The organism is Leptospira alexanderi serovar Manhao 3 str. L 60, assembly GCF_000243815.2.
GTDB classification, from domain to species: domain Bacteria; phylum Spirochaetota; class Leptospiria; order Leptospirales; family Leptospiraceae; genus Leptospira; species Leptospira alexanderi.
This window is the reverse complement of sequence record NZ_AHMT02000009.1, coordinates 50001-72491: the sequence shown is the minus strand read 5'-3', so window position 1 is coordinate 72491 and position 22491 is coordinate 50001. Positions and strand designations below refer to the sequence as shown.

At 40.7% G+C, this 22491-nt stretch carries 15 protein-coding genes and 4 pseudogenes; 8 read left to right on the top strand and 11 right to left on the bottom strand.

Annotated elements, in window-relative coordinates:
• Window position 1: 1 nt before the first annotated feature.
• Window positions 2-1234 (top strand): annotated as a pseudogene (locus LEP1GSC062_RS03105) (IS256 family transposase).
• Between the two features lie 5 nt (window positions 1235-1239).
• On the opposite strand, the gene LEP1GSC062_RS20935 reads toward LEP1GSC062_RS03105, so the two are convergent.
• Complete coding sequence (locus tag LEP1GSC062_RS20935) at window positions 1240-4785, bottom strand: TIGR04388 family protein (RefSeq protein WP_244265079.1); 3546 nt, start codon at window positions 4783-4785, stop codon at window positions 1240-1242.
• 379 nt (window positions 4786-5164) lie between these two features.
• Between LEP1GSC062_RS20935 and LEP1GSC062_RS03095 the strand changes: the two genes are divergently transcribed.
• Window positions 5165-6241, top strand: a complete 1077-nt coding sequence (locus LEP1GSC062_RS03095; protein ID WP_020983346.1) for an integrase core domain-containing protein — start codon at window positions 5165-5167, stop codon at window positions 6239-6241.
• Between the two features lie 225 nt (window positions 6242-6466).
• Window positions 6467-6760 (top strand): annotated as a pseudogene (locus LEP1GSC062_RS03090) (transposase); the annotation flags it as partial.
• Between the two features lie 182 nt (window positions 6761-6942).
• Here the strand turns inward: LEP1GSC062_RS03090 and LEP1GSC062_RS03085 are convergent.
• Window positions 6943-7710, bottom strand: a complete 768-nt coding sequence (locus LEP1GSC062_RS03085; RefSeq protein WP_020983375.1) for a glucose 1-dehydrogenase — start codon at window positions 7708-7710, stop codon at window positions 6943-6945.
• A 161-nt stretch (window positions 7711-7871) separates the two neighbouring features.
• Here LEP1GSC062_RS03085 and LEP1GSC062_RS03080 point away from each other — a divergent pair, with 161 nt between their 5' ends.
• Complete coding sequence (locus LEP1GSC062_RS03080; protein WP_010579066.1) at window positions 7872-8579, top strand: alpha/beta hydrolase; 708 nt, start codon at window positions 7872-7874, stop codon at window positions 8577-8579.
• Window positions 8576-9250: a hypothetical protein gene (locus tag LEP1GSC062_RS03075; RefSeq protein ID WP_010579065.1), complete on the top strand. Its 675-nt coding sequence runs from the start codon at window positions 8576-8578 to the stop codon at window positions 9248-9250. Before LEP1GSC062_RS03080 ends, LEP1GSC062_RS03075 begins: the two co-directional genes overlap by 4 nt.
• A gap of 56 nt (window positions 9251-9306) precedes the next feature.
• On the opposite strand, the gene LEP1GSC062_RS25735 is transcribed toward LEP1GSC062_RS03075, so the two are convergent.
• Complete coding sequence (locus LEP1GSC062_RS25735; protein WP_010579064.1) at window positions 9307-9501, bottom strand: hypothetical protein; 195 nt, start codon at window positions 9499-9501, stop codon at window positions 9307-9309.
• Between the two features lie 453 nt (window positions 9502-9954).
• Here LEP1GSC062_RS25735 and LEP1GSC062_RS03065 point away from each other — a divergent pair, with 453 nt between their 5' ends.
• Both LEP1GSC062_RS03065 and LEP1GSC062_RS03060 read left to right on the top strand, forming a co-directional pair.
• Complete coding sequence (locus tag LEP1GSC062_RS03065) at window positions 9955-10380, top strand: FxLYD domain-containing protein (protein ID WP_020983372.1); 426 nt, start codon at window positions 9955-9957, stop codon at window positions 10378-10380.
• Between the two features lie 201 nt (window positions 10381-10581).
• On the top strand, window positions 10582-11391 hold the full coding sequence (locus LEP1GSC062_RS03060) for a prohibitin family protein (protein WP_020983366.1): 810 nt from the start codon (window positions 10582-10584) through the stop codon (window positions 11389-11391).
• A 504-nt stretch (window positions 11392-11895) separates the two neighbouring features.
• Here the strand turns inward: LEP1GSC062_RS03060 and LEP1GSC062_RS03055 are convergent.
• From LEP1GSC062_RS03055 to LEP1GSC062_RS03035, 4 genes are all read right to left on the bottom strand, one after another.
• Window positions 11896-12612 carry a phosphate signaling complex PhoU family protein gene (locus tag LEP1GSC062_RS03055; protein WP_002748660.1) on the bottom strand — a complete coding sequence of 239 codons (717 nt, stop codon included), beginning with the start codon at window positions 12610-12612 and terminating at the stop codon, window positions 11896-11898.
• A gap of 726 nt (window positions 12613-13338) precedes the next feature.
• Window positions 13339-13713 carry an MAPEG family protein gene (locus LEP1GSC062_RS03045; RefSeq protein ID WP_341853162.1) on the bottom strand — a complete coding sequence of 125 codons (375 nt, stop codon included), beginning with the start codon at window positions 13711-13713 and terminating at the stop codon, window positions 13339-13341.
• Window positions 13714-14086: 373 nt separating this feature from the next.
• The gene (locus tag LEP1GSC062_RS03040; protein ID WP_010579059.1) at window positions 14087-15280 is read right to left on the bottom strand and encodes a M23 family metallopeptidase; all 1194 of its coding nucleotides are present in this window, start codon (window positions 15278-15280) and stop codon (window positions 14087-14089) included.
• A gap of 762 nt (window positions 15281-16042) precedes the next feature.
• Complete coding sequence (locus LEP1GSC062_RS03035; protein WP_002615304.1) at window positions 16043-16459, bottom strand: globin family protein; 417 nt, start codon at window positions 16457-16459, stop codon at window positions 16043-16045.
• Window positions 16460-17052: 593 nt separating this feature from the next.
• Here LEP1GSC062_RS03035 and LEP1GSC062_RS03030 point away from each other — a divergent pair.
• On the top strand, window positions 17053-17571 hold the full coding sequence (locus tag LEP1GSC062_RS03030) for a hypothetical protein (protein ID WP_010579057.1): 519 nt from the start codon (window positions 17053-17055) through the stop codon (window positions 17569-17571).
• A 402-nt stretch (window positions 17572-17973) separates the two neighbouring features.
• Here the strand turns inward: LEP1GSC062_RS03030 and LEP1GSC062_RS03025 are convergent, their stop codons facing one another.
• The 4 genes and pseudogenes from LEP1GSC062_RS03025 to LEP1GSC062_RS03005 form a co-directional block, all read right to left on the bottom strand.
• Window positions 17974-18984 carry an alpha/beta hydrolase gene (locus LEP1GSC062_RS03025; protein WP_039941023.1) on the bottom strand — a complete coding sequence of 337 codons (1011 nt, stop codon included), beginning with the start codon at window positions 18982-18984 and terminating at the stop codon, window positions 17974-17976.
• Between the two features lie 552 nt (window positions 18985-19536).
• Window positions 19537-21084, bottom strand: coding sequence for a glycerol kinase 5 (locus LEP1GSC062_RS03015; RefSeq protein ID WP_010579055.1), 1548 nt, complete (start codon window positions 21082-21084; stop codon window positions 19537-19539).
• 297 nt (window positions 21085-21381) lie between these two features.
• Window positions 21382-21999: pseudogene (locus LEP1GSC062_RS03010) on the bottom strand (IS110 family transposase); the annotation flags it as partial.
• Window positions 21987-22425, bottom strand: a pseudogene (locus LEP1GSC062_RS03005) (GNAT family N-acetyltransferase); the annotation flags it as partial. The pseudogenes LEP1GSC062_RS03010 and LEP1GSC062_RS03005, both read right to left, overlap by 13 nt.
• Between the last annotated feature and the right edge of the window lie 66 nt (window positions 22426-22491).

The window sequence follows — 22491 nt, the reverse complement described above, 5'->3', positions numbered from 1 at the left end:
AATGCAAGGAGAGATGACGCATCATCTTGGATATGAGAAGCACGATAGCTTGGGCAATAACACAGGCAATTCAAGAAATGGAAAAAGTAGTAAGAAGCTCAAAGGAGACTTTGGGACAATTGACTTGGAAGTTCCTCGAGATAGAAACGGAAGCTTTGAACCTCAGATAATCCGGAAAGGACAGACACGATTTACCGGCTTCGATGAAAAGATCATCTCGATGTATTCACGCGGAATGACAACTCGAGAAATATCTCAACACCTGAAAGAAATTTATCAAGTTGAAGTCTCGGCGGATTTAATTTCTCAAGTAACGGATTCCGTAATGGAAACAGTGATCGAATGGCAGAATCGACCCTTGGATAAAGTGTATCCGATTCTCATCATGGATGCGTTGATCGTGAAGGTTCGAGATGGCAACCACGTCGTGAACAAAGCCTTCATTTGGCTTTAGGAATCAATCTACATAATAGAGTGTCCAAAATTCTGCGTCTAAACGGGGATTTGTGCTAAAATTGGCGGTACTCCTTTATGTTAGAGATCAGTAGGAATCAATCTACAGGGCACAAAGGAGATTCTTGGGATCTGGGTAGAACGCACCGAAGGGGCAAAGTTCTGGCTTCAGATTTTAACCGACTTAAAGAATCGAGGCGTTGAAGATATCTTAATCGCTTGTGTCGACGGATTGAAAGGATTTCCGGATACAATCATATCAGTTTTTCCTAATGCACAAGTTCAACTTTGTATCGTTCATATGGTTAGGAATTCTTTGAAATGGGTTTCTTACAAACAGAGGAAAGAGTTGGTAGTCGACCTAAAGGCCATCTACAAATACTCCATCGGAAGAAATTGCTAAGAAAAGCCTTGATGATTTTTCAACCAAATGGGACAGTCAATATCCGATGATCAGCAAGTCTTGGAGAAGTAACTGGGATTCGGTGATTCCTTTTTGGCCTATCCACCTAACATTCGTAAGGCGATATACACTACAAATGCTATCGAATCTATGAATATGGGCTTAAGAAAGATTATCAAGAATCGGGGTTCGTTTCCGAACGATGAGGCGGCAATCAAGCTTCTCTATTTAGCTTTGAATAATATGTCTAAAAAATGGACCATGCCGATTCAAGATTGGGATGACGAGCGATCCTTAGAGAGCCGAGTCGCTCGAGTTCAAGCTATGAACCAGTTTTCGATTCTTTTCGGAGATCGATTGAAATTGGATTCGTTTTAAGAAAGTTATTTACACAGGATTGCTGACACTGCCGTATAAGTAACCCAACCATTGGGATAACGACCACCTGCTCCAGTAGTTCGCACTCCATTTTGTAATAGATCAGTTATTTTTTGCTGTGCTAATTCATTAATAGCTTGCGGTGAACTATAAATTTTTTGTAAATCCTCAGTTGAACTGAAACCAAAATACTCTGGATGTTTTGTAACTGCTCTACCAGCATTCGATAATTCTTGTCCTTTAAACGACGCATTAGCCGTTTTTAAAAAATCTGTAGTTTCATCACTACCTCCTCTCACCCAATTCTTGACACCAGTTCCAAATAAACTCAAGGCTTCTTTAAATCTACCACTTCGAATCAGCTCCGAAGCTACCTTTAAACCGCTCACACCAAGTTTTACCGGAGCCATCGCAATATCAGGAGGACAACCGTTCTTGCAGGCTGCATCAATATACGCTGCAACATCAAAAACCGCATCCATGGTTCCATCAACGGGACGATTACCGATCTCTATTAATTTTCTCGCTGCCTCTATCTCCGCTTCGGAAGCTCCTGGCATATACTTCAAAAGCGCGTTAAACGCTTCTAACGACATACTAGGACCCGTAACCACACAATCATTGTGAACTAAAATCCCAACTTCACTCACGTAATACGAATGAGCGTCCTCAACTTCAAAGTTGTAAACTGTAGTTGTTCTTTCGGATATTGTAATCGATTCAATCTCTAATGTTTTCTCGTTCGAAAGAACAGATCTGTCACCCGATCTTAAATCCTTAGCAGGAACCCAGCCTTTCCCTTCAATGTAAAAAGGATGTTCATCCGTTGTTTCTACTTGTGTGCCATTGGAATAGTGAAGCGTATAAACTACGTTAACTTCTCTTTGAAACGTTTTTACGACTCGGTGATATCCCTGCTCCCCGCTCTCCTCATCCCAAGACAACACTTGGTCACCAACTTTCACTTCCTCAATCTTCTTTGTCCCACTCTTGGTATGAACTAACGTCCCCGCGGTAAAACAAGTCCTTGGAACAAATTCACCTTGCGAGTTTAGATAACCTTCCCCACTCGAATTAAATAAACCTAATGAACCTCCGAACATATCTCCCAAGCTACCAAACACTTGAGAAGGTAAATCCAAACGACTTCCACCTACTCCGCTGTTCTCCAACTTGTATTTGTCAAACACTGCTTGGTCGCTCAAGCCTTCGTAACCAGGTTTGGTTCGTTGCTGATCCAGCCATTCTTGTCTCTTCTCTGCCGATGCTGCTGCGTTAGCCGCCGCGTTCTCTTGAGTCACTGAATTGTTGTAATCGTTTTGAAAGTTTTGATTGATTCCGATCGGATCAAAAGTGTGCGTATTGAAGTTGTATCCGAGTGATAATACATCCGCTCCTCGGAATTGATTGTGTAAAGAAAGTAAACCGTCGCTTCCGATGTTCAGGGAATAACCTTGCAGTCTGTTTAAGAAAGAGCTTCCGTCTTTGTTGTAGTTGAGTCCAACGCTCGCATATCCGCTGTTACTCGCACTTAACGAAATTCCAGTGGAAGAATTTCCGTTTTGATAGATATTAAATCCACCGCTTGCCGTGTAATTGCCGCTGCCTGTTTGGTAGTTGATTCCTAAGAACGTTCCTTTTGGTAATCCAAGTGTTCCCGGAAAGTTTACATTCATGTTCACTCCAACTCCACTTCCAGGTTGAAAGCTTAGTCCTCCCGTTAAACCGACACCTTTTAATAATCCAGAAGTTCCTTGGAAGGATCCCGAGATTCCTCCTCCCCAGCCTCCTGTTACAGCGTCTTCTCCTGTGAACAAGTTACCTGTACGATGTGGTGTCCAACTTACATATCCTGTAAATGCGGAACCTGCTCCCGCTGTGATTGTGGATATCGCTGCGTTAGCCGCTCCCGCTATCGCGCCGTTGTTTCCGCCGCCCGTCTCTCCTGCTACGTATGCTTGCACTCCTGCGTTCGCTGCTGTGATTGCTACTGCCGCCACATATTGTGTGGTGGTTGCTGTTCCCGCTATGATCGATGTCATGATCGGAGCTCCACCTCCCGCTGTTGCTACCGTCAACGCCGCAGCTGCAGCTACGGATACTACGGTTCCCGCATCTTTGAGTTTTTGGTCCTTTGCATCCTCTTTGGCTTGCTTCTGATCCATTTGGTATTTTAGAAGTTGGCCGATTTGAGTAGGATCCATTCCTCCAAGTGAAGGAGACAAGATCTTACCGATCTCAGTAAACATCATTTCCCGTACTTGTGCTTTCTGTGCATCATGTAGATTTACAATTCCTGTTTGTGTCTGTGCTTGCAAATCTGACAACGTTATGCTGCTTGTCCAGGACTTACTCTGTTTGTACAAATCATCCAAATCATTGTCTGACAAAAGCCCTAAGTCGTTCGTGATATCGCCAAGGCTCGTTACCATTCCTCGCATTCCTTTTACGAGCATTGTTGTCAGGCCGTTGTTAAACAGATACTTGTCCACTAACCCAACTCCGCTTATCGCTTTCAACGTATCTAATACTTGTGTCTGTTTAGCAAGTGCGCTCTTTGCTTGTTCCCTTGTCGCATATTCCATCGCCGCTTTCGAATACGCTTCGATCGTCTCTTGAGACCAACCTTGGGTTTTGCCGTATTCTTTCACCGCTAATCCGTAACTTTGAATCTCGTCTGCGTTCCAGGTTGCGATGGCTTCTTTCTCACTTTTGTGTTTCAAATCGTTCACTGTCGTTCGAATATCTTGATTGAAACGATTCATCTCATCATGGCTGATCACTCCGTATCCGCGCAAGTAGTGTGTCGCGACACTTGTCATACCGCTCACCGCTTCTCCCGCCCAACTCGTGACCGTATTTCTGATCGAGCCCAAAGCGCTGGTCAATGGATTGTTGCTTTTGTATCCTAACGCATTCTTTGCATCGTTCGATCGCTTCCAGTCCATCGCGTATTGTGACAACTGATTCACAAGTTCCGTAGGCATATCTTGGGATTTGCCTACCTCTCGAATCGCCTGTCCCATCAATTGTAGTTTGTCTTCTTCATACGCTCTAAGCGCCGCTCTGCTTTGATTTTTAGAGGGATCTAAAAGTGAAGATCCTAACTCGACAAGACCGCCGTAGACCGGGCCCAAGAGCGTTGGCATCATTCCTTCCAATCGGTTCATCGAAAGCATCGGACCGCTCTTACCAAGTTCGTTCTTGGCTTTGTCCGCCGCCTGTTTGTCCAGTAATGCCCCGGACAACAAAGACGCTGCTTCCGGTGAAAGATGAAACGTATTCGCGGCTACAGTCGCCATCGCTGACTGTGCCATCTGTTTCACCTGGCCCTGCGCCCACGCCTGCGGACTCATTCCGCCTTTACTAGGGGCTAGTGGATAGGGTTTAGGGGTTAGGAAAGAGGGCGGCTTTCGGAGAAAGTATCTTTCGTATTTTAAGGTTCTATTGTATTCTATATTGCTGATTCGTTTTCCTTTCTCCGAAACCGGGCTCTCGGCTCCGGTCAATAAATTGAAAGAAAGTAACGATATACAAAATATTACCCTCATTCCCAATTTATTGACCACGCTTCGATCCCTGCCGCGTGTGAGCGCGGCGCTGAGTTTCCTCCGCGGCGATCCATAGAGAGCCGTGGCACTTTAGTTTCCTCCGCTTCCTGGGTCGATGTCATTTCTTTTCCTCTTTTAGATCTCTCTGACTTGAAAGAAAATCGCTTTCAAAAAACTCTTCGCACCGCCGGTGCAGCGAAGCGTAGTTTTGTAAAAAAGAAAATGAAACACAAAAAAATTACAACTCTTTCTTCGCATATTGTAAAGAGTAACGTCTTAACAATGTTTGTCAAGAAAATAGAAGCAATCGTAATAAAACTTTAAAGTTTCGAATGTAGTTTATTCGAAACTCATTGTATATCCAAGAAGGAACTAACGTTTGTTTTACGAGATCTCTCTCTTTCTCAATTTCATATTTCTTTTCCATTTTCTTTGTAAGATTCGAAAAGAGTCCCAAAAAACCGCTCGGGTTTTGTTTCTTAAAAGTCAGCTTGTCGCCTACAAACGAAAGAAAAAGAAATTTCATACAAAACCCTTTGAAAGATTGAAGCTTGTTGTCCTTTCGTATCTGGATCGGGATTGGAGAGAACATTTGATTCTTGTTTCTCCCGAAACTCTTCTCGAATGGAGAAACAACAAACTCAAGATCTTTTGGGCTATGCTTTCGAAACGAAAAAAATCCGGTAGACCTTCCGCTCCTTGGGATATCATCAAACTCATTCGTAAAGTTGCCAAAGAAAACAACGTTTGGGGAGCGACCAAACTGCACGGTTTGCTTTTGAAACTCGGTCATACTATTTGTGAAAAAACCGTTTTAAAATATATGCCCAAACGACCTTCCAATCCTAAGAAACGGCTTTCTTGGAAAGAGTTCTACTTGTTGCATGCCGATGCTATGATCGTTTCCGATACTCTTTCCGTTTACTCTTCCAACTTCAAAGAGATCTTTCGTGTCGTTTTCTTTCTTCACGTCGGTTCGAGACAAATTCTTCATTTTGATATTCATACAAATCCAACTACAAAATGGATGCGTAAGGTTTTGAAGTTCGCGATTCGTAAACAAATTCAAGCGGGAAAGAAAACACGTTATTTCCTTTCGGATAACGATTCCCTTTTTGGAAAACGTTTTACCAAGTATTTGGAGCGGATTGGTATCAAACACAAAAAGACCGCCATCCGTTCTCCTTGGCAGAACTGTTACGCCGAACGTTGGGTTAAAACTTGTAGAAATGAGTTTTTGGATTTCTTCATTCCGCTCAACCAATATCACTTGGAAAAAAAATTGGAAGAGTTCATTCATTTCTACAATCATCATCGCACTCATTTGGCTCTCAACAAAGACAGTCCCGTTTCTTCTCCGATTCTGAAGCCGCCGCCAGATAAAACCGGAAAGCTTATTTCCACTCCCGTTCTAGGCGGACTTTACCATATCTACTCTTACAAAAACGTAGCCTAACGCGTTTTTTGTTTCCTTCTTTTTTAGCCCGTCTTTTCGGGAAACGATTTCTATATTATCGTCTTACATTCTATCTTTAATTATCTCTAAAATCATTATATTCATGATTTCGTAAGTTATTTTGTCTCTTTATTTCTTTGTTTTTGTTCTCAAAATCGCTCCGCTTTTGCGCTTTCATCCGTTATATTAGTTTGGCCCTCTGCTATTTTAATTTTTGCGAGGCTCAGTATGATCGAAGCCGTGAACAAGAAAATGAAATATGAATTTCTGTTTCCTAAAAATCCTGTTTCTTTTGAGGAAGTGATCGACACTCTCAAAGCTGCGGTTCCAGAATACAACTCTCGTCCAAGCGGTGTCTTGTTCGGTTTCTCTCCGGATCAAGTTTTAAACGGCGCTATTCCCGACAAACATCGTTTTGTCGAGAATATCAAAGAGGCCGCCGCAAAACGGCCTAAAGTCAACAAACAAAATCTTTGTGATCCTTGCTCTGATCAATCTACTATTCCAAAAAAGATATAGCAGATATCTGTTTTTCACATTCAAGCACCGGCTAACTTCAATTAGTCGGTGTCTCTTTTTTTATTCGATCTCCGTGAAGGTGTCATCTTATCATTTCTCCTTTTCAAGCAGCATTCCGGTTTTCCGGAGCCCGCTTTCTTCCTTTGGTGTGGGTTCTGCACTGGACGCAAGAATTTTCCAAATCACATTCCGATTGCGGCACCTCCGTCCACTCTCAAATATGTTCCTGTAATATAATTGGATTGATCGCTTAAAAAGAATTTCACAGCGTTTGCAATCTCTTGTTGTGTGCCCGGTCTTCGGAGAGGAATGAACATAGGATCGGTTAACTTCTTTTGAACTTCTTCGGGCAAAGAAGCTGTCATATCGGTTTGAACGTAACCGGGGCAAACAGCGTTTACGAGAACGTTTCTTCCCGCAAATTCTCTCGCGGCAACTTTTGTCAGCGCGATTACGCCGGCTTTGGAAGAGGAATAGTTTGCTTGTCCCGGTTGTCCGGTAAGTCCGGAAACGGAAGAGATGTTAACGATCCTTCCGGACTCCGCCTTGAGAAGAAGTTTGGAAGCGTACTTAGTCATTAAAAAAACTCCTTTCAAGTTAACGTCTAAAACGAAATCGAATTCTTGTTCGGACATTCTCATAAAAAGATTATCCTTAAGAACTCCCGCGTTGTTTACGAGGAAATCAAGTTTGCCGAATTTTTCCTTAACACCCGAAATGACGGAATCGCAATCGTCCGGTTTGGTTACGTTGCATGAAAGTCCTAAAGTTTTTACTCCGAATTCTTTGGCGATGTCGGTGGCGGCTTGTTCGATATGTTCTTTGTTTAAGTCGACTACCACTGTGTCGCCTCCTTCTTTTGCGATTGTATTTGCGATCGCTCTTCCGAGACCGCGCGGAGACGCAGCTCCGGTGACGAGTGCTACTTTTCCTTCGAACTGTTTAAACATGATTTCCCTCGCGTCGAGTTTCTAATTGGCTTTCCATTTCCGTAAGAGAAATAGAATTGCCAAGTAAAAACTTTCTTTTGAATTTCCTTTGCCTTTTAGAATTGAGAATATAGATTCGTTTCAATGAATATTCTTTTATTTCGTTTTTGGAGTATTAAAATATGCAATCTTCTTACAATCGTCCCTTGGAAATGGTTGGCTCAATCGAAGCCGTCCATTTACCCGGAAATCCCGAAGCATATATGGTAGTTCTTTTTCACGGTTACGGAGCAAACGCATACGATCTTTCACCTCTCAGCGCGTATTTGGATCTTCCGGACGGAACAAATTGGTTGTTTCCAAATGGAGTTTTGGAGGTTCCTGTGATGCCTGGTTATAGCGGAAGGGCTTGGTTTCCGATTGATATGGAAGCTTTGCAAAGAGCGATGATGACCGGAGGTTATCGCGATTTTTCCGATCGTTATCCGGCGGGATTGGAAAGCGCTCGAGAGAAAGCAATGGAGATGATTCGTAGTCTCGGAATTCCTATGAATAAGATCATCTTAGGAGGTTTTAGTCAAGGTGCGATGCTTGCGACCGATATCACTCTTCATTCCGAAGTCGCTCCTGCGGGACTTATGATTTTATCGGGAACTCTCATCAGTGAAACGGATTGGAAGAGACTCGCCGAAAAAAAGAAGGAATATAAATTCTTTCAGAGTCATGGAAGAACGGATCCGGTTCTCGGATATCCCGCCGCAAAAAAATTGGAGCAACTGTTGATCGGAGCCGGATGGAAAGGGGAGATGATCGCTTTTCAGGGTGGACACGAAATTCCGGAAATCGTACTTAGGGGAATGAGCCTGTATCTCAGGAACATTACCGGATGACGAAACTCATCGAGAAATACATTGCTTTAAAGAACAAATATCGAAATTACGATACGAAGGAAGCTCTGAAAAGAATGCAGGCTTTCCGAATTGTTCTGAAAGATCTGGGAGAAAAAGGTTTTCATACCGGAGTCGAGATCTTGGGCTCGATCAATTTTGGAATCGTGGAAACCGCGTCCGATATAGATTGTATTCTTCTTCATTTTTGTGATCTTCATAAGGAAGTCGAATGCCCTGAATATTGCCCTAACTTTCTATACGAAACCGAAGAAATCAAAACTTCTCTGCGTAAGCGTCTAAACGACGAAAATTTAAAAGTCGAGTTTTTAGATTGTATCAATCTGAGAATGGTAGAAAAGGCGATGGAGCAAAAGGAGAATCTAAAAGACAGCGATCTGCTCAAACGACTGATGTTTTATAGAACGATTGGAAGACCGGTCAATCGCCCTTTGTTCATTCCTTACTGCGAGAAACTCGAAGAGAACGAGGAATTCATTCGGGATATACTCGATTGGGGTTCCGAGGCATTGGAAGATTATCTAAGGACATCCAGACATAGATTTTCGTTCAGCAAATACAACGAAAGAATCGAAAGTTCCGGGCTTCGATTGCCGCCCGGGCTCAAGGAAGAATTAAAAAGTTATCTCGACGAGGTTCCGGAAAACGGTTAATACGTAAGAACACGTTAAGTGAAATGCTTGGTAAATGTCGTTAGTGTTGCTAAAAATTATACGTTTAAAAAAAATATAACACTATAAGTTAATATGAAAATTTCTTTTAAAGTTAAATCAACGTGAGTTCGGCGTAAGAAAGTTTGGGCGAATCGCTCGCGAATTTCATAGATAAAATGGCTCGCGACCGCGCTTTTCGCTCCAATTCCTTCGGAATTTAACTCAATGTTTCTCCCTACGGGTCGAAACATATAATCGCTTTCGCATTTTGTTATATCGAACTCACGTTAAATCACGTTCATACAATTTCTGAAGACCTTAAAAGAAATCAGTTATAATCATTCGGTAAGTTCATAATAAAACGTAGGAGTGTAGCGTCTTAGAAAAAGTTGTCAGCCAAAGGCAGGTAAAATGACAACGATCGAACGTTACGGTGACGCATTCAAAAACTGAATTACATTGTGATCCTATAATCCCAATTCACGGTTCTCACTCAGGCTTACGATACATTCTCTTTGTCAATCGGTTTGTAACATAATTTTATCCACAAGTTTTCGGATCTGAAGATCAGAGCCTATCCCGATCTTTGTCTTGCAAAGAGAACGACTACGTTGCCTGGCAGGTTTTATACGCGCCGTAAGTTTTAAAAATATAGGAAAAAGATTTCCGTTTTTTGAATTGAATGATATGCTTTCTAACCGAGTATGAGAGTTCAATTTCGTATCGCAGTTTTTTTCGGCAAAGAGCTTCTTCAAAATTCAACAAAAATCATAATCGAAGTAGCGCCTTATGTATTTTTTTTCTTTATTTCGATTCCCGTTTTGATTTGGAGCAAATCCAACGGAGAACCGACCATTGACGGAAAATACAAATATTACAACGTAGGATTGCAGGATCAGTTCACCTATCTTGAAATCAATGGACAAATCGAAAATCTATCCGGAAAAGATCATGCCGAAGCTTTTTTTACGATGAACTTTTACGATAAAGATGATATTCTGTTGGAAACTTGTCAGTTTGCGATACAAGGTTTTCCATCGGGGCACAAGAGAGATTTTTATGCGAGCGTGAAATACGTGGATCCGAAACTGATCAAACGTTTTACGATTGAATTCGAAGGAGAAAATTAAATCCGGCTCCGTGTTTTCAAATGAAATGAATTGTGGAACCCTAAGTTTAAAGGATATGATGTGAGTTGCCAACTCGACCTTTTTTATAAAGTAAGTATCGATTGTTATTTTTAGGTTTTATAAAGGTTCACTGATGATAAAAGTTGTAGATCCAAAACGTTTGGAAAACAAAACGTTCGTTTGGTCCTAGGCAGGTAGGTTATGAATAAAAAAAGATTTTGGTTCGTTTTGTTTTTGTTACCGACTTTGTATTGCGGTTCGACGGTAAGAGCCGGAGAAATCGGACTTTTTTGGAAACCTTTCGGATTTTCGGACATCGGATTGCATAAAGAGCCCGTGTTGAACGGATTCTATTGGTTGCTTCCTTGGAACGATATTTATACCTATTCCACGCAATGGAACGCTTATAAGGAAAAAGTCGATGTTCTAACCAACGATGATTTGAAGATAGACGTACAGGCGATTATCATTATGAGACCGATTCGAGAGGAAGTATATCAACTTCATATAGAGGTCGGCCCAGAATATTACAGAAGTATTGTGCAACCGGAGTTTAGGGCTTCGATCCGAAATGTGGTTTCTCATCATCAGATGATTCAGATTTCTAAAAACAGTGCCGTTCTGGCGAAAGACATAAAAACCGCAGTGATCGAAAGAACGAAAGGAAAACATATCGAAGTATTCGACGTAATTCTGGACGATATAGAATATTCTTCCAATATGCTACACGCAATCGAAACTAAATTGACCAAACAACAGGAACTTGAGCAGCAAAAATACGAACTGGAAATCGCCGAAAAAAATATTGAGATCGCTAAAAAAAGGGCGCGGGCAGACGCAGAAGCGCAGTTGATTCGGGCTGAGGCGCAAGCGAAGTCGCAAGTGATTATCAACGACAAGTTGACTACGAGGTATCTTCAGTACAAATCATTCGAAAGTCCGAATTCCAAGCTGATCTTTGTGCCACAGGGTAAGGATAATCTACCGATCGTCGTGAATCCGAAAGAATAAGTGATAGCGTTATGCGGATTTGTCCGACAAGATATGCTCGGAACTACATAATAAAGTACCCAATCCAATAGAGTTTTCGAAAAATCCCATAGTGACGATTTGCAAAATTGCTTCAATCGACCGTTTCCAGAAAGTAGAAACGGATGAAGAATGAATTAATTTTCAACAACTCTAATAGTTTACATATCAATTATATGAATTCCGCCTAAGAAAATAGGGCGAATCCGGCCTTTGCTTGCAAAGGCCGGACCGCGCTTTCAGCTTCAGTCAATAAATTGCATGAAAGAAACGTAATGCGATATTTTGTCTTAAGTTTCAATTTATTGACTACGCCTCAATCGCTTTCGCATCGAATTCAATCGAACGCTTATCCGAAACGGAACTTCGGGATGATTCTTCGAAGCGCGACCGCCTTGTGTGCGACGAATTCTTGAAAGACGGTAAATTATATTTCCGGAATATTCTAAAACGATCAAATATCTGGGTATGGTGAAAGAAGAACGATCAACTTATGGTCTCTGCGATTGCTTGAACCGGATCGGAAACGTGTCTGATATCCATTCCCGTATTCAAACGAACCAATTCTTCCGCCATATTTACTGCATAGTCTCCGGTTCTTTCCAAACAAAGGATAAGTCTGTATACGTCGGCAAACTGGTTTTTGTCTAATCTTGGATCCATGACGAACTTTAAAAAAGCGGATTGACAGAGGTTATTGATCTCTTCTTCCACAGTGTGAACGCTTCCATAGAATCGATTTTTTTCTTCGACCAAGGATTCAACAGCCATTCCGACTATCGTAATGACTCTGGATAAGAGTTTGTTGAGAATTTCTTCCTCGCAGAAGAATCGTTTCGGGATTAAACCTCTTCGAAAACATTTGGCACAGTTTACGATTTGATCTCCCATTCTTTCCAAATTTCTCGTGATCCGAATAGCCGAGAGTGCGAATCGAAGAGGGTCACGTTTTAAAACGACTTCTCCATCCACCTGATCCATTCCCATGGAATTACGATTGGCTACCGCTTCCAAAATCGCGTTCTGAGAAAGATTGTCGTTTTGTTTTTCGAGATTGTCGATTAGATCGTCTCGATCAATTAGCTTTTTTGCAAGTTCGCTGTCGTCTTTTTCTAGAGCGTCGTCTAAAAGAAGCACTTGCTCGAGGCATAGTTCCGCCATGCTGTAGAGATTTTTACGAAGAAAGTCAAATTTAGAAAACATAAAATTAAGAATCAGACGGACAAGGGTTCGAGTAAAAAGAATCCTTCTTAAAAAATATGTTTGGTCAAGTAGATTTTCTTTTCAGAAAATCTTGCCTTTTTGAGTCTTGATAACCGGAATTTTGTTCTTCTCAAGGGCGGATTGAAGAACTTTTCCATGATGAAAATTTCCATTTTTTAGAGCCGTTGCAATTTAAAACTTCGGAACCTTCTCCGCTTTTCGGTGGAAATGGATTGTTGAGTAGGGTCATTTCCACTCAAATTCTATATCATACGAAGTGATACGACATTTTGTCGATTATTGGGTTAGAGGCTGCTTAAAAACCTCCATCACTTTCGAGAAATTATTGTATAACGTTCGGATCCATTTTTAAGACGGTTTCTAACTTTTCCCTTTGGGAGAAAAACTTGAGTCGAAAACTTCTATTACCATTGTCTCTTTTTTTTAATGAGACATTTTGGAGGAAGGTTTTCCGCAATCGTACCGGTAAAATTCAATTTCGGAATTTCAAATACGAAAAAGTTTTCTGGGAAAAAACAAAGCCCGATTCGTTTTTTCGAAGTGTTCTTCGGGTTTGGAAACTACATATCTTTCAATACAAGACTGAAATTTTTCGAATTTTAAGCCCGCTTCTGTGGTTCGTAAATAAGATCATTGATTCCAAAAAAATAGAGTTTTAGAATCTGATTCTTTTCACGTCGATTTAATACGAAAACGGTTCTCCGATTAAACGATTCCCGTGTTGTGAAGAATGTGCCAAAGAAGATATGTAAAACTTCCGTATTGTACAATAAAGCCGGTGAAGCGGGTATTGATTGCAAGCACTGAGCCGGAACTAAGATGAGCGAGAGTCTGAAAAATCCTCGCACCTAAAACGATCTGCGATACGAGTCCGAATGTTTCGTCTAAAACTCCGGTGAAAGAGCCGATCAAAACTAAAACTCCGAAAAGAGGTAGATTCTCTATACAATTGAGATGAGCTCGGTTAAGCCTCCAATAGAATTCGCTTCCGTGTTTGATTCCTGCGGGAAATTCGTCCGATTTGTTTGTTCCCATCAATACTCTGAATGATCGTATACTCACCAACCAAAGTCCGAGCACGAGTGTCCAAGATACAAAACCTAATAATGCGATGATTGCTGGATGCATTCCACTCTCCATGGATTGTTATTTCGGAGAATAGAATCAACTCGGTGTTGAAAAGCAAGTCGGATTTAGGAATCCTTTTTACATTTATTTCGGATTTTGTCTTTGCGGGGAAGCGGTTTCAAAATTTTGATCGCCCTTCGATTTCTCAAAGTTAGCCTTAAATATGGAATCGATTTGAGTCGGGATAGTCGTAGATTTTGACGATCCATATTCCATTTTTTTGATGTAACACAATTGTAGTCGGTAATATAGAGATGCTCAAGATTGTATTTCTCATAGTTTGCCGGTTTATGGAATTTTTCAAACGCAGATTAATATACCCTAACTAACGTTCAACGATCCAGGTTTTGATGATTTCGATGTCGTTGATGACTTGAATTTTATATTTGCCGGGTTGTCCGGGAAACAAACTCCAGTCGAAGTAGGAAACGGAGGATTTCCACTCGGGTTGAAGAGTCCAATCGATTCTTTTGCAGATTGAATCCGGATTGCATACTTCGACTTTCAGATCATACTTTCCCGGTTTTCTTACCTCAAGTGCGAGAATCGGTCGTTTTTGCGGATTGAATTTTTCTTCGCATTCGAAAAGTTTCTTTTGAATAAATTCAGAGCAAATTTTTAAATCTTCTTCAAAGAAAATTTTGCCCGCGGGCAAGGCGTTCGAAGGATTCCAATAGACTACACCTTCTTTAAGCTCGTCTAACACTCCTTCGTCGGTTTCGAAAGAAATGGGAATTGATTCTAAGGTTTGAAGGTCTTCCTTCTGTCTTAAAACATGAAAGTGTAAATGGGGAGCGCTACTAAAACCCGTGTTTCCGGAGAAGCCAATTCTTTCTCCCGTTTGGACGATTTGTCCGATTTGAACTGAAACTCCATTGTGTTTTAAATGAGCGTATTCCGCTATACTTCCGTCTTTATGTAGAATCTGGATGAAGTTCGCTTTGTCTTTGTAGAAGGAGGAGGTTCCTCCGGATTGATATTTGTCTTGTATTGCGATCACAAGTCCTTCTCTTGCGGCGAGAACGGGGCTTCCTTCTGAAAGAGTGAAATCAAGCGCATAAGTGAATATTCCCGTATGTGTGAACTTTCCGTTGTATCCTTGTCCGACCCTAGAAGAGGATTCAAAAGGTAAACGATAGGGAAGGTTTCTCGCTTTGGAACCGTCACCCCCCGCTCTTACATAGATGTTTGAGCTGTAAGAGCGTTCTTTGTGAGCGTCGATCGGACTGATCGTGAGAATTTTTTTCGGTTCCGAACTGCCTTTGGAAATAAAACGATATGGTAGGGGGACGTCGGACTCGAAGTTATTCAAAGTTGTGAAATTGAAATAGATTGTAAAAGGATATTCTCCCGAAGGTGTTTGGTTTTGAACGTAAAATTCTACTTTGTTATTTTCGTTGCGGGTAAGAATACAGATCCATTCTTTTGGTTTACATTCGCCTTTGAGGTCGGAAGTTTTCGCTAATAAACCGGAAGAAGTAATTACGATAAAAATTAAAACGACAATAAGATTCCGCATATCAATTTCATCATTTCCGATGCGCCATAAATTGGTAAATCATCATTATCTTTGGTTCGCCAGTTCTCTTTTTCAAACTTTTTGACTTCTGAAAAGTGTTGTTCCGTTTTGAAACTTCGTTTCGGGATAAAACAAAGGACTTTTAAGATATATTCTTTATATTCCGATCGTAATTTCTAAGTCTATCACTCAACTTTAAGAAAGTGAAATTTTTCCAAAACAGAAATATCAAAAACTTAAGTTGCATTCATCGTTTCTACGTTGTAAAAATTCTCAATTTAACTAACGTGAGTTCGGCATAAGAAATCCATGATTCATCTTTTTTGTAGGAAGTTGGAATTTGAACTCTCTAAATCTGTTCTTACTACTCGGACGCATGAATAAAATACTATGATAAACTATTTCGAAAATTAGAATGTTGGAATCTTCCTCTAAAAAGTCGAGATTTCCCGATTTGACTTAATTTTTGAGAACCGTTGTACTTTTGCAAAACCGACCGCTTATTTTCGAGTATCATTTTCATGCGTCCGAGTAGTAAAATGTGGGAACTACAACAAATCGCGATTTTACGAGCAAATTTTAAAAGTAGGGACTTCTACTTTTAGAAAATTCTTCTCATTTTCAACCGCCGAACTCACGTTATAATAATAGATTGTCGAAAATTCCGCTTCTAAACGCCGGTTCGGTCACAAAAATTCAAGACAAATCTATTGTGTAGGCATCAGTGAGAATAGAACTGTAAAAGCGGAAATAACCTGAAAATTATCGGCTCCATTGCAGTGTCGTTTCTTCGGAGTAAAGCATCTGGAAAATTTTTTGCCAACTTTCTTCCACTCTGTGAGAGTACCAGGGACCAAGCCATTCTTCCAACGCAAAAAGCCAGGCTTTTTCTAGAAGGGGAATTTCCTCTGTCCGGTTGCAGATTTTAATACATTCCATTTTGAAATCTTGAATCGCTTTTTCTAATTGTACATTTTGAGCGCCGGAAAGAGCGATATTTCGTGCGGAATTCATAAAGGATTTAGCTTCTTCTAATTGAATCTTCGAGAAGATATTCTCGAATTTTGGGTTTTTCTCTTTGAGATAGACAAAGAATATTTCTGCGAATTTAATTCTATCCAAATTGATGATATCAAAAGACTCGTTTAAATTCCGAATTTGGTTCTCTGAAATGTTCATTCCGGTTTGTGCTCCTATAACCAACCTTCGGAAGAACTCTTGAGAGAACATTCAATTTCAAGGGATAAGTTTTTTAAGTTATAATGAGAAAGCTTTCGTAATAGGAATCTAAGGATTATAGAGGCTCATCGAACCGGGTCGATATCCGTTCAAAGACGTCGATAAAGTTTCAAAAAATGCGGGATACTAAGAATAGGTTTTTGGCGGCTGAATTTTGAAGTTTTAAATTACTCACAGAATTGCCCGTTTTCTTGCTCGGCTTTATTCGTTTTTTAACGTGAGTTCGGCGCGATTCATTTTTCTGAAAAGAGTTGGATCTGAACTTTGTAAATCTATTCTTAAAATGTGGGAACTACCACAAATCACGATTTTACGAACAAATTCTGAAATTGTATGGATTTCTGCTTTTAGAAAATTCTTTCCCATTTTCAACCGCCGAACTCACGTTTTTAGGTCTGGGGTTTGATGGGAAATCATTCTGATAGGTCGTTCTATGATTTAGGCTTTTTCAAAAATCACCCAAGCAATGTTGTATCGGGCTGACGATAATATTTATTTCTTGAAAACTGAAGGAAAAGGATTCTTCTTGGTGCATGTCACTATTTCTTTTTGAAACCTTTTCTGATAATTTTCAAACCAAGCACAAAGAAATTACTTCCGGGAAGTGGTTCGGTTTAAACTCTTTAAATCTAGAAGGGAAACCTTTTGCCACTTTCTTTGAAGGAGATCTCGTTCTGAAACTCGGAGCTGAAAAGATCGCAGAGATCATTTCCCGTTATCCGGGAGCAAAGCTCTTCGATCCTTCTCATAATAACAGAGCCATGAAAGATTGGCTCCAAATTCCGGTCGAATTCGAGGAAGATTGGTTTTCTTTAGCGGAAAGTTCTTTTCTGCTTGCTCAAAAAACGCTGAGTGTGTCTGCTCCGGCTAAGAAGAAAAGCGCGCCTAAAAAAGCCGCTAAGAAAAAAGCTCCAGCCAAGAAAAAGGGCGCTCCGAAAAAGAAGGCGGCCAAGAAAAAGTCTTCTGCTAAAAAGACCAAGGTAAAACCCAAAACTACGGCTAAAAAGAAAGTCGCTCGGAAAAAAGCGGCCGCTAAAAAACGGAAGAGATAAATACTAGTGGTTAGGAATCAGTGGATAGTTACATTTTCCTAATAGATGGATTGGCCTTTAACAAAGGCTGATTTCCTTCTTCTGTAAAATCTCTGACTTCTGATCCCTAAAAGCGGGCCTCTGCGGGAATTCCTTCGTTTTAATGCGCAGAGTCGCGCTCGAACTCAATATTTTTCCCTATGGGTCAAAATACAGTGTTTCAGTCAAGAAATTGTATATTACTTTTATTATATTCTTTTTCTCTAATTTCAATTTCTTGACTCCGCACTCAATCGCTCACGCGGTTTTGGAACGAACTCTTAGTAAAGGATACATACGCGGCTTTTCCGAGCTGGTAACTTTTCCTTGGTTCTTTCAACGCAAGACTTTTCCTGCGGTCCTTTGAACGGGAATGTTGAAAAATTATCTTTTGAGTAAAAACACTTTTTGGATAAATTTTTCCGTTTCTTTTAAGATCAGATCTTTGTCGCTTTTCATATATTTGGAAAACAAGACGTGATTTCCTGTTTCTACCTTTACGGCTTTGTTGAAAGGACTCGCTTTTCCGTTCTGATTCAATTTTCCAAATGCGTTTAACATCGACGGAACGGAGGCGGATTTATCCTGTTCCTGATCGTTTTTGTAATAATAAAACAAAAGAACGGGAGAAGTAATTTTGGAGAACGGATCCGTTCCTAAGATGTATTCTCTCAAGTCGGATAAGTTCTGAACCGCTGCGAGATATTGATCTCTATACCAGAATGCGCTGGCGGGATCTTGCTTTTGTTCTTGCGTTGATTTGCGAATTTTTCCCATCACTAAGTGAGCGAAGTCTTTTCCCCAGGAAAATTGGTAGATACCGCCCAAAGGGCTTGTAAAATCGTAAAAAGGAGAAACAAGAATCAAAGCGTGTACTTTTTCCGGATATTTGGCCGCTAAGTACGTGGAGATCAATCCGCCCATACTTGTTCCGATTAGAATTGTTTTTTTACCGAGTTTTTCAAATTCTAAAAATGCCGTTTCGGAATCTTGTATAATTTCTGCAAAAGTAGTGTCTCTATGGTCTTCCAGATTGGTTCCGTGTCCGGGAAGACGAACGTAATAAAGATTCGCTTTGAGATCTTTTGCTAGTTGATCCGTAACTTCTTCCCCTTCAGCGCGAGACGCTCCAAAGCCGTGGATATACAAAACGGCGAGTTCGGTTTTACCCGGAGAATACCTTACCAATTTCTCCTCATTATCTGGTCTTGCTTTTTTAGTCCGACTGATTTGAAGTTTTTCGTGGTAATAACTGTCAAAGTCGGAATGTAGCGGAACCACTTTGTATTCGTATTTAGGAATTTCTGCATAAAAAGTGACGATGAGGAACAGTGCAAAGACCCCTAAAAAACCTAAAGTCCACTTAAATAGTTTCATCATTTTATTTTTCTTCATAATTCTAATTGAACAATTCAATTCATTTATATTACTCCTGCAAGAAAAAAGAATTCAAAAATGCGAGAGATTGAATATGAAAGCGGAATGGTTGCAGTTGTCACTTAAGGTTATAAAAAATAAGACCCGTTGTCGATGTCGTATCGGCAGTTTTATATCTGAGTTCGGAAAGATGTTCAAAATTTATGCTGTTACCTTTGGGAATGTTTAGAACTTGCCCTAAAACTTTAGAATTGTAGGAATTCTTACTATAACTTATTTCAAAAATATCTTAGAATGATTGGAATCGGCATCTTAAGCAAAGATAAAGTACTTTTAAGATAACTTTTAGTGTAACGATGGAAAGGTGATTTAAAAACCATAAACTCTCCAAAAGGGACGTAATCTGTAAGAACTCCTATATTTTTTAGAAACTTACCGGATCGTTTCTTTGTGAACATCCATTTCTACATACTTTTCTTTTGACTTTACTGTTGGTTTTCTTGTATTCTTGCATCTAACCCACGTTTTTCAAGCCTAGAAGGGGCGCCATTTTGTCTTATGTTTCGAAACTCATTCGATGAAAAGAGTCGCTGTAACTGCTTTTTTCCAGCGTTGAATCTTTTGGGCTCTTTGGGTTGAATCCATTTTCGGTTCGAAAGACTTATAACCTTTTTGTAGATTTTTGAGTTCTCCTAAATTTTTCCAAAAGCCGATGGATAAACCCGCAAGATACGCTGCGCCTGTCGCGGTCATATCCGGCTCGGGAGCACGATCCACTCTCACGTTCGAAAAATCCGAAAGACATTGGAGTAGAATATCGGATTGAGAAACTCCCCCATCCACTTTGATATCCTTAATCTTAACTTTTGTATCTTGTTGAATCCCTTCCAAGATTTCATAGAGGCTGAGAGCAATTCCTTCCAAGACGGCTCTCGCTACATGCCTTCTATGAGATGCGAGAGAAAGACCGATAACCGAAGCCTTAGCGCGAGGATTAAAGTAAGGAAATCGAGCGCCTGTGGGAGTTGGAATAAAAACGATTCCTTCCGTATCTTCTGCTTGTGCCGCAAGTTCGTTGAGGACCTTAGGAGTGTCGGAAAGTCCGATTCCTTTACCCAGCCAATCAATCAGAGTGCCGGCAGTCGCAACGTATCCTTCCAACATATACGTAGTTTTACCGTCGATTCTCCAAGCGATCATAGGAAAAAGTCCGCGTCGGGATAGTTTTGCTTTGGGGCCGATGTTGATATCTACGAAAGCTCCGGAGCCTTGGGAGATTTTCACTTCACCCGGCTCAAAACAACATTGTCCGAAAAGAGCGGCCATCTGATCACCGATCGATGCTCGAATCGGTATCGAATGTCCTCCTAGAAACTCAGGCAAGGAATGGCCGAAATCTCCGTTGCTGTCTTTCACTTCCGGAAACAGATTTGCAGGAATTCCAAAAATTGTAAGGATCGGTTGGTTCCAAATCAATTGGAAGGGATTGAACATTCCGGTTGCGACCGCGTTAGACGAATCAGTAAGATGTTGTTTCCCGCCTGTAAGTTTATGAATGAACCAGGTATCCAAGGTGCCGAAAAGAATTTCGCCCTTTTTACATCTGCGTTTTAACTCCGGATTTTCGTCCAAAACCCATTTCAGTCTACAAGTTGCGTGATCGGTTGTAAACCTAAGCATGGAAGTGGCGATCATCATCGGATGATTCGTCAATCTTCCGACGAGTGTGGAAACAAAACGAATGATTTTCCAGATTGGATTCCGATTCATAGCCTCTGCGGTTTTATGCGAACGAACATCCGCCCAACTGATCAAAGGAGTCAAGGGTTTGCCGGAAGATTTTTCCCATAGTAGAAAAGATCCTCGTTGATTACAAATTCCTAATGCTGCTATTTCTTTTGCGACTTGTTTATTCTTTTGTATTTTTTTCAAAAGAGAAAGTAGAGACTTCCATAAAACTTCCGGATCGTGTTCCAAGGCCCCTATTTCGGGGATGTTCGGAGGAGTTTTTTCATATTGTCTTTCGGTGATTTTACCTTTTCTATCCAGTAAAAATGCACGAATTCCACTTCCTCCGCTATCGATGGAAAGGACGTATTTCCCCTGTGGATTGGTCATCCGAATCTCCGAGTATTCAGTTTGTTTAAAGAGAAATCAAAGTAATCGAAAGATGAAAATTCTGTCCATTTCTTTCCGAAGATCAGAGCTTGTCTCAAAACCGTCCAATGTAGGAACTCCTAGAATTCTAAACGACAGGGAAAACCGCATAAAAGCGATATAAACCGCCAATGTGACGTAATCTGTAAGAGCTCCCACATTTTTGTGAAACTCAGGCGGTCTTCTATTGGCGCTCGATAAAACTAAAGCGCCTCACTTCTCCTATGTTTCTTGTGTCAAGCCCTCCCGCTATTTTTTTTACATAAGACCATATTGAGCTAATTTTCGATTCCATACTTCTTCAGGCATAGAATCAAAAAGATCTCCCGTTCGAATCATTGAATAAAGAACTTCGATCATTTTGCGTGAAGTAGCGATGATCGATTTTTTAGCTCCTTTTTTAAGGTATAACCTTTGATAGAATTCTTTTATCTTTCCGCCATGCTGACATCGAACCAGACTCCAGGCCGCTTGAACAATTACTCTTCGAATTGCATGACAACCACGGGAAACAATTCTACCGTATCGAACCGTATCTCCCGAAATATCAACACTCGGAACTAAGCCCACATAGTAAGCGGCTTGTTTAGCCGAAGAGAATCGTTTACAATCACCCATATAACTCATGATCGCCAAAGAAGTAATCATACCGATCCCAGGCATGGACATGATCGTTTGAACATAACTCTGATTTTTTTTCAGAGCCTCTTTAATTTCTGCTTCTCTTTTGTATCGATCAGGAAGTAGAGTTACGGAAGCTTCTCTGGATGCTTTTGTTCGCAAATGCTTTTTGGTAATTTCAGTCAAACCAGCTTGAGTGAATAAACTATGAAGTCGATTTTTGCCTTGCATTAGTTGTCTTGTCCAGTTCTCTTCATAACCGACTGAGAACGTGCATTTTTAATGGAAGTGAAAGAAACCCACCTTTGAAAGTTTGAATTGTTCGAATCCATAACGTAGGTAAAAAGACGCGGCCTCGGTCGCATATCCACGGTTCCAAAAAGAAGAATTCAATCTCCAACCGATTTCCACGGCGGGAGTAAACGAAGCATAAAAAGCGACATTCAAAAATCCGGTAAAACCGATCCATTCTTTTGTTTGTTTCGTCTTTAACACCCAAAGCCCGTATCCGAATTCCGCAAAATGAGCTTTCATCTTTTCAAAGAATCTTTCGGAATCGTTCTTTGATAAAAGAACCGGAAAATATTTCATTACAATCGGATCGGAACTCATTTGATAAAACGGTTCCATATCTCCGTCTTCCCACTCCCTTAAAACAAGCCTTTCCGTTTCCAAATCCATGCTCCCCCAAAAAAGTGCCTTAAATTGCATTTTTAGAAAATTTTTCGATTTCATTGTCCTACAGCG

What these genes read in the sequence shown, in the direction of transcription:
- LEP1GSC062_RS20935 (WP_244265079.1), bottom strand. Translation starts at nt 4,785, where the DNA reads ATGAGGGTAATATTTTGTATATCGTTACTTTCTTTCAATTTATTGACC.
- LEP1GSC062_RS03085 (WP_020983375.1), bottom strand. Translation starts at nt 7,710, where the DNA reads ATGTTTAAACAGTTCGAAGGAAAAGTAGCACTCGTCACCGGAGCTGCG.
- LEP1GSC062_RS03080 (WP_010579066.1), top strand. Translation starts at nt 7,872, where the DNA reads ATGCAATCTTCTTACAATCGTCCCTTGGAAATGGTTGGCTCAATCGAA.
- LEP1GSC062_RS03075 (WP_010579065.1), top strand. Translation starts at nt 8,576, where the DNA reads ATGACGAAACTCATCGAGAAATACATTGCTTTAAAGAACAAATATCGA.
- LEP1GSC062_RS25735 (WP_010579064.1), bottom strand. Translation starts at nt 9,501, where the DNA reads ATGTTTCGACCCGTAGGGAGAAACATTGAGTTAAATTCCGAAGGAATT.
- LEP1GSC062_RS03065 (WP_020983372.1), top strand. Translation starts at nt 9,955, where the DNA reads ATGAGAGTTCAATTTCGTATCGCAGTTTTTTTCGGCAAAGAGCTTCTT.
- LEP1GSC062_RS03060 (WP_020983366.1), top strand. Translation starts at nt 10,582, where the DNA reads ATGAATAAAAAAAGATTTTGGTTCGTTTTGTTTTTGTTACCGACTTTG.
- LEP1GSC062_RS03055 (WP_002748660.1), bottom strand. Translation starts at nt 12,612, where the DNA reads ATGTTTTCTAAATTTGACTTTCTTCGTAAAAATCTCTACAGCATGGCG.
- LEP1GSC062_RS03040 (WP_010579059.1), bottom strand. Translation starts at nt 15,280, where the DNA reads ATGCGGAATCTTATTGTCGTTTTAATTTTTATCGTAATTACTTCTTCC.
- LEP1GSC062_RS03035 (WP_002615304.1), bottom strand. Translation starts at nt 16,459, where the DNA reads ATGAACATTTCAGAGAACCAAATTCGGAATTTAAACGAGTCTTTTGAT.
- LEP1GSC062_RS03030 (WP_010579057.1), top strand. Translation starts at nt 17,053, where the DNA reads ATGTCACTATTTCTTTTTGAAACCTTTTCTGATAATTTTCAAACCAAG.
- LEP1GSC062_RS03025 (WP_039941023.1), bottom strand. Translation starts at nt 18,984, where the DNA reads ATGAAGAAAAATAAAATGATGAAACTATTTAAGTGGACTTTAGGTTTT.
- LEP1GSC062_RS03015 (WP_010579055.1), bottom strand. Translation starts at nt 21,084, where the DNA reads ATGACCAATCCACAGGGGAAATACGTCCTTTCCATCGATAGCGGAGGA.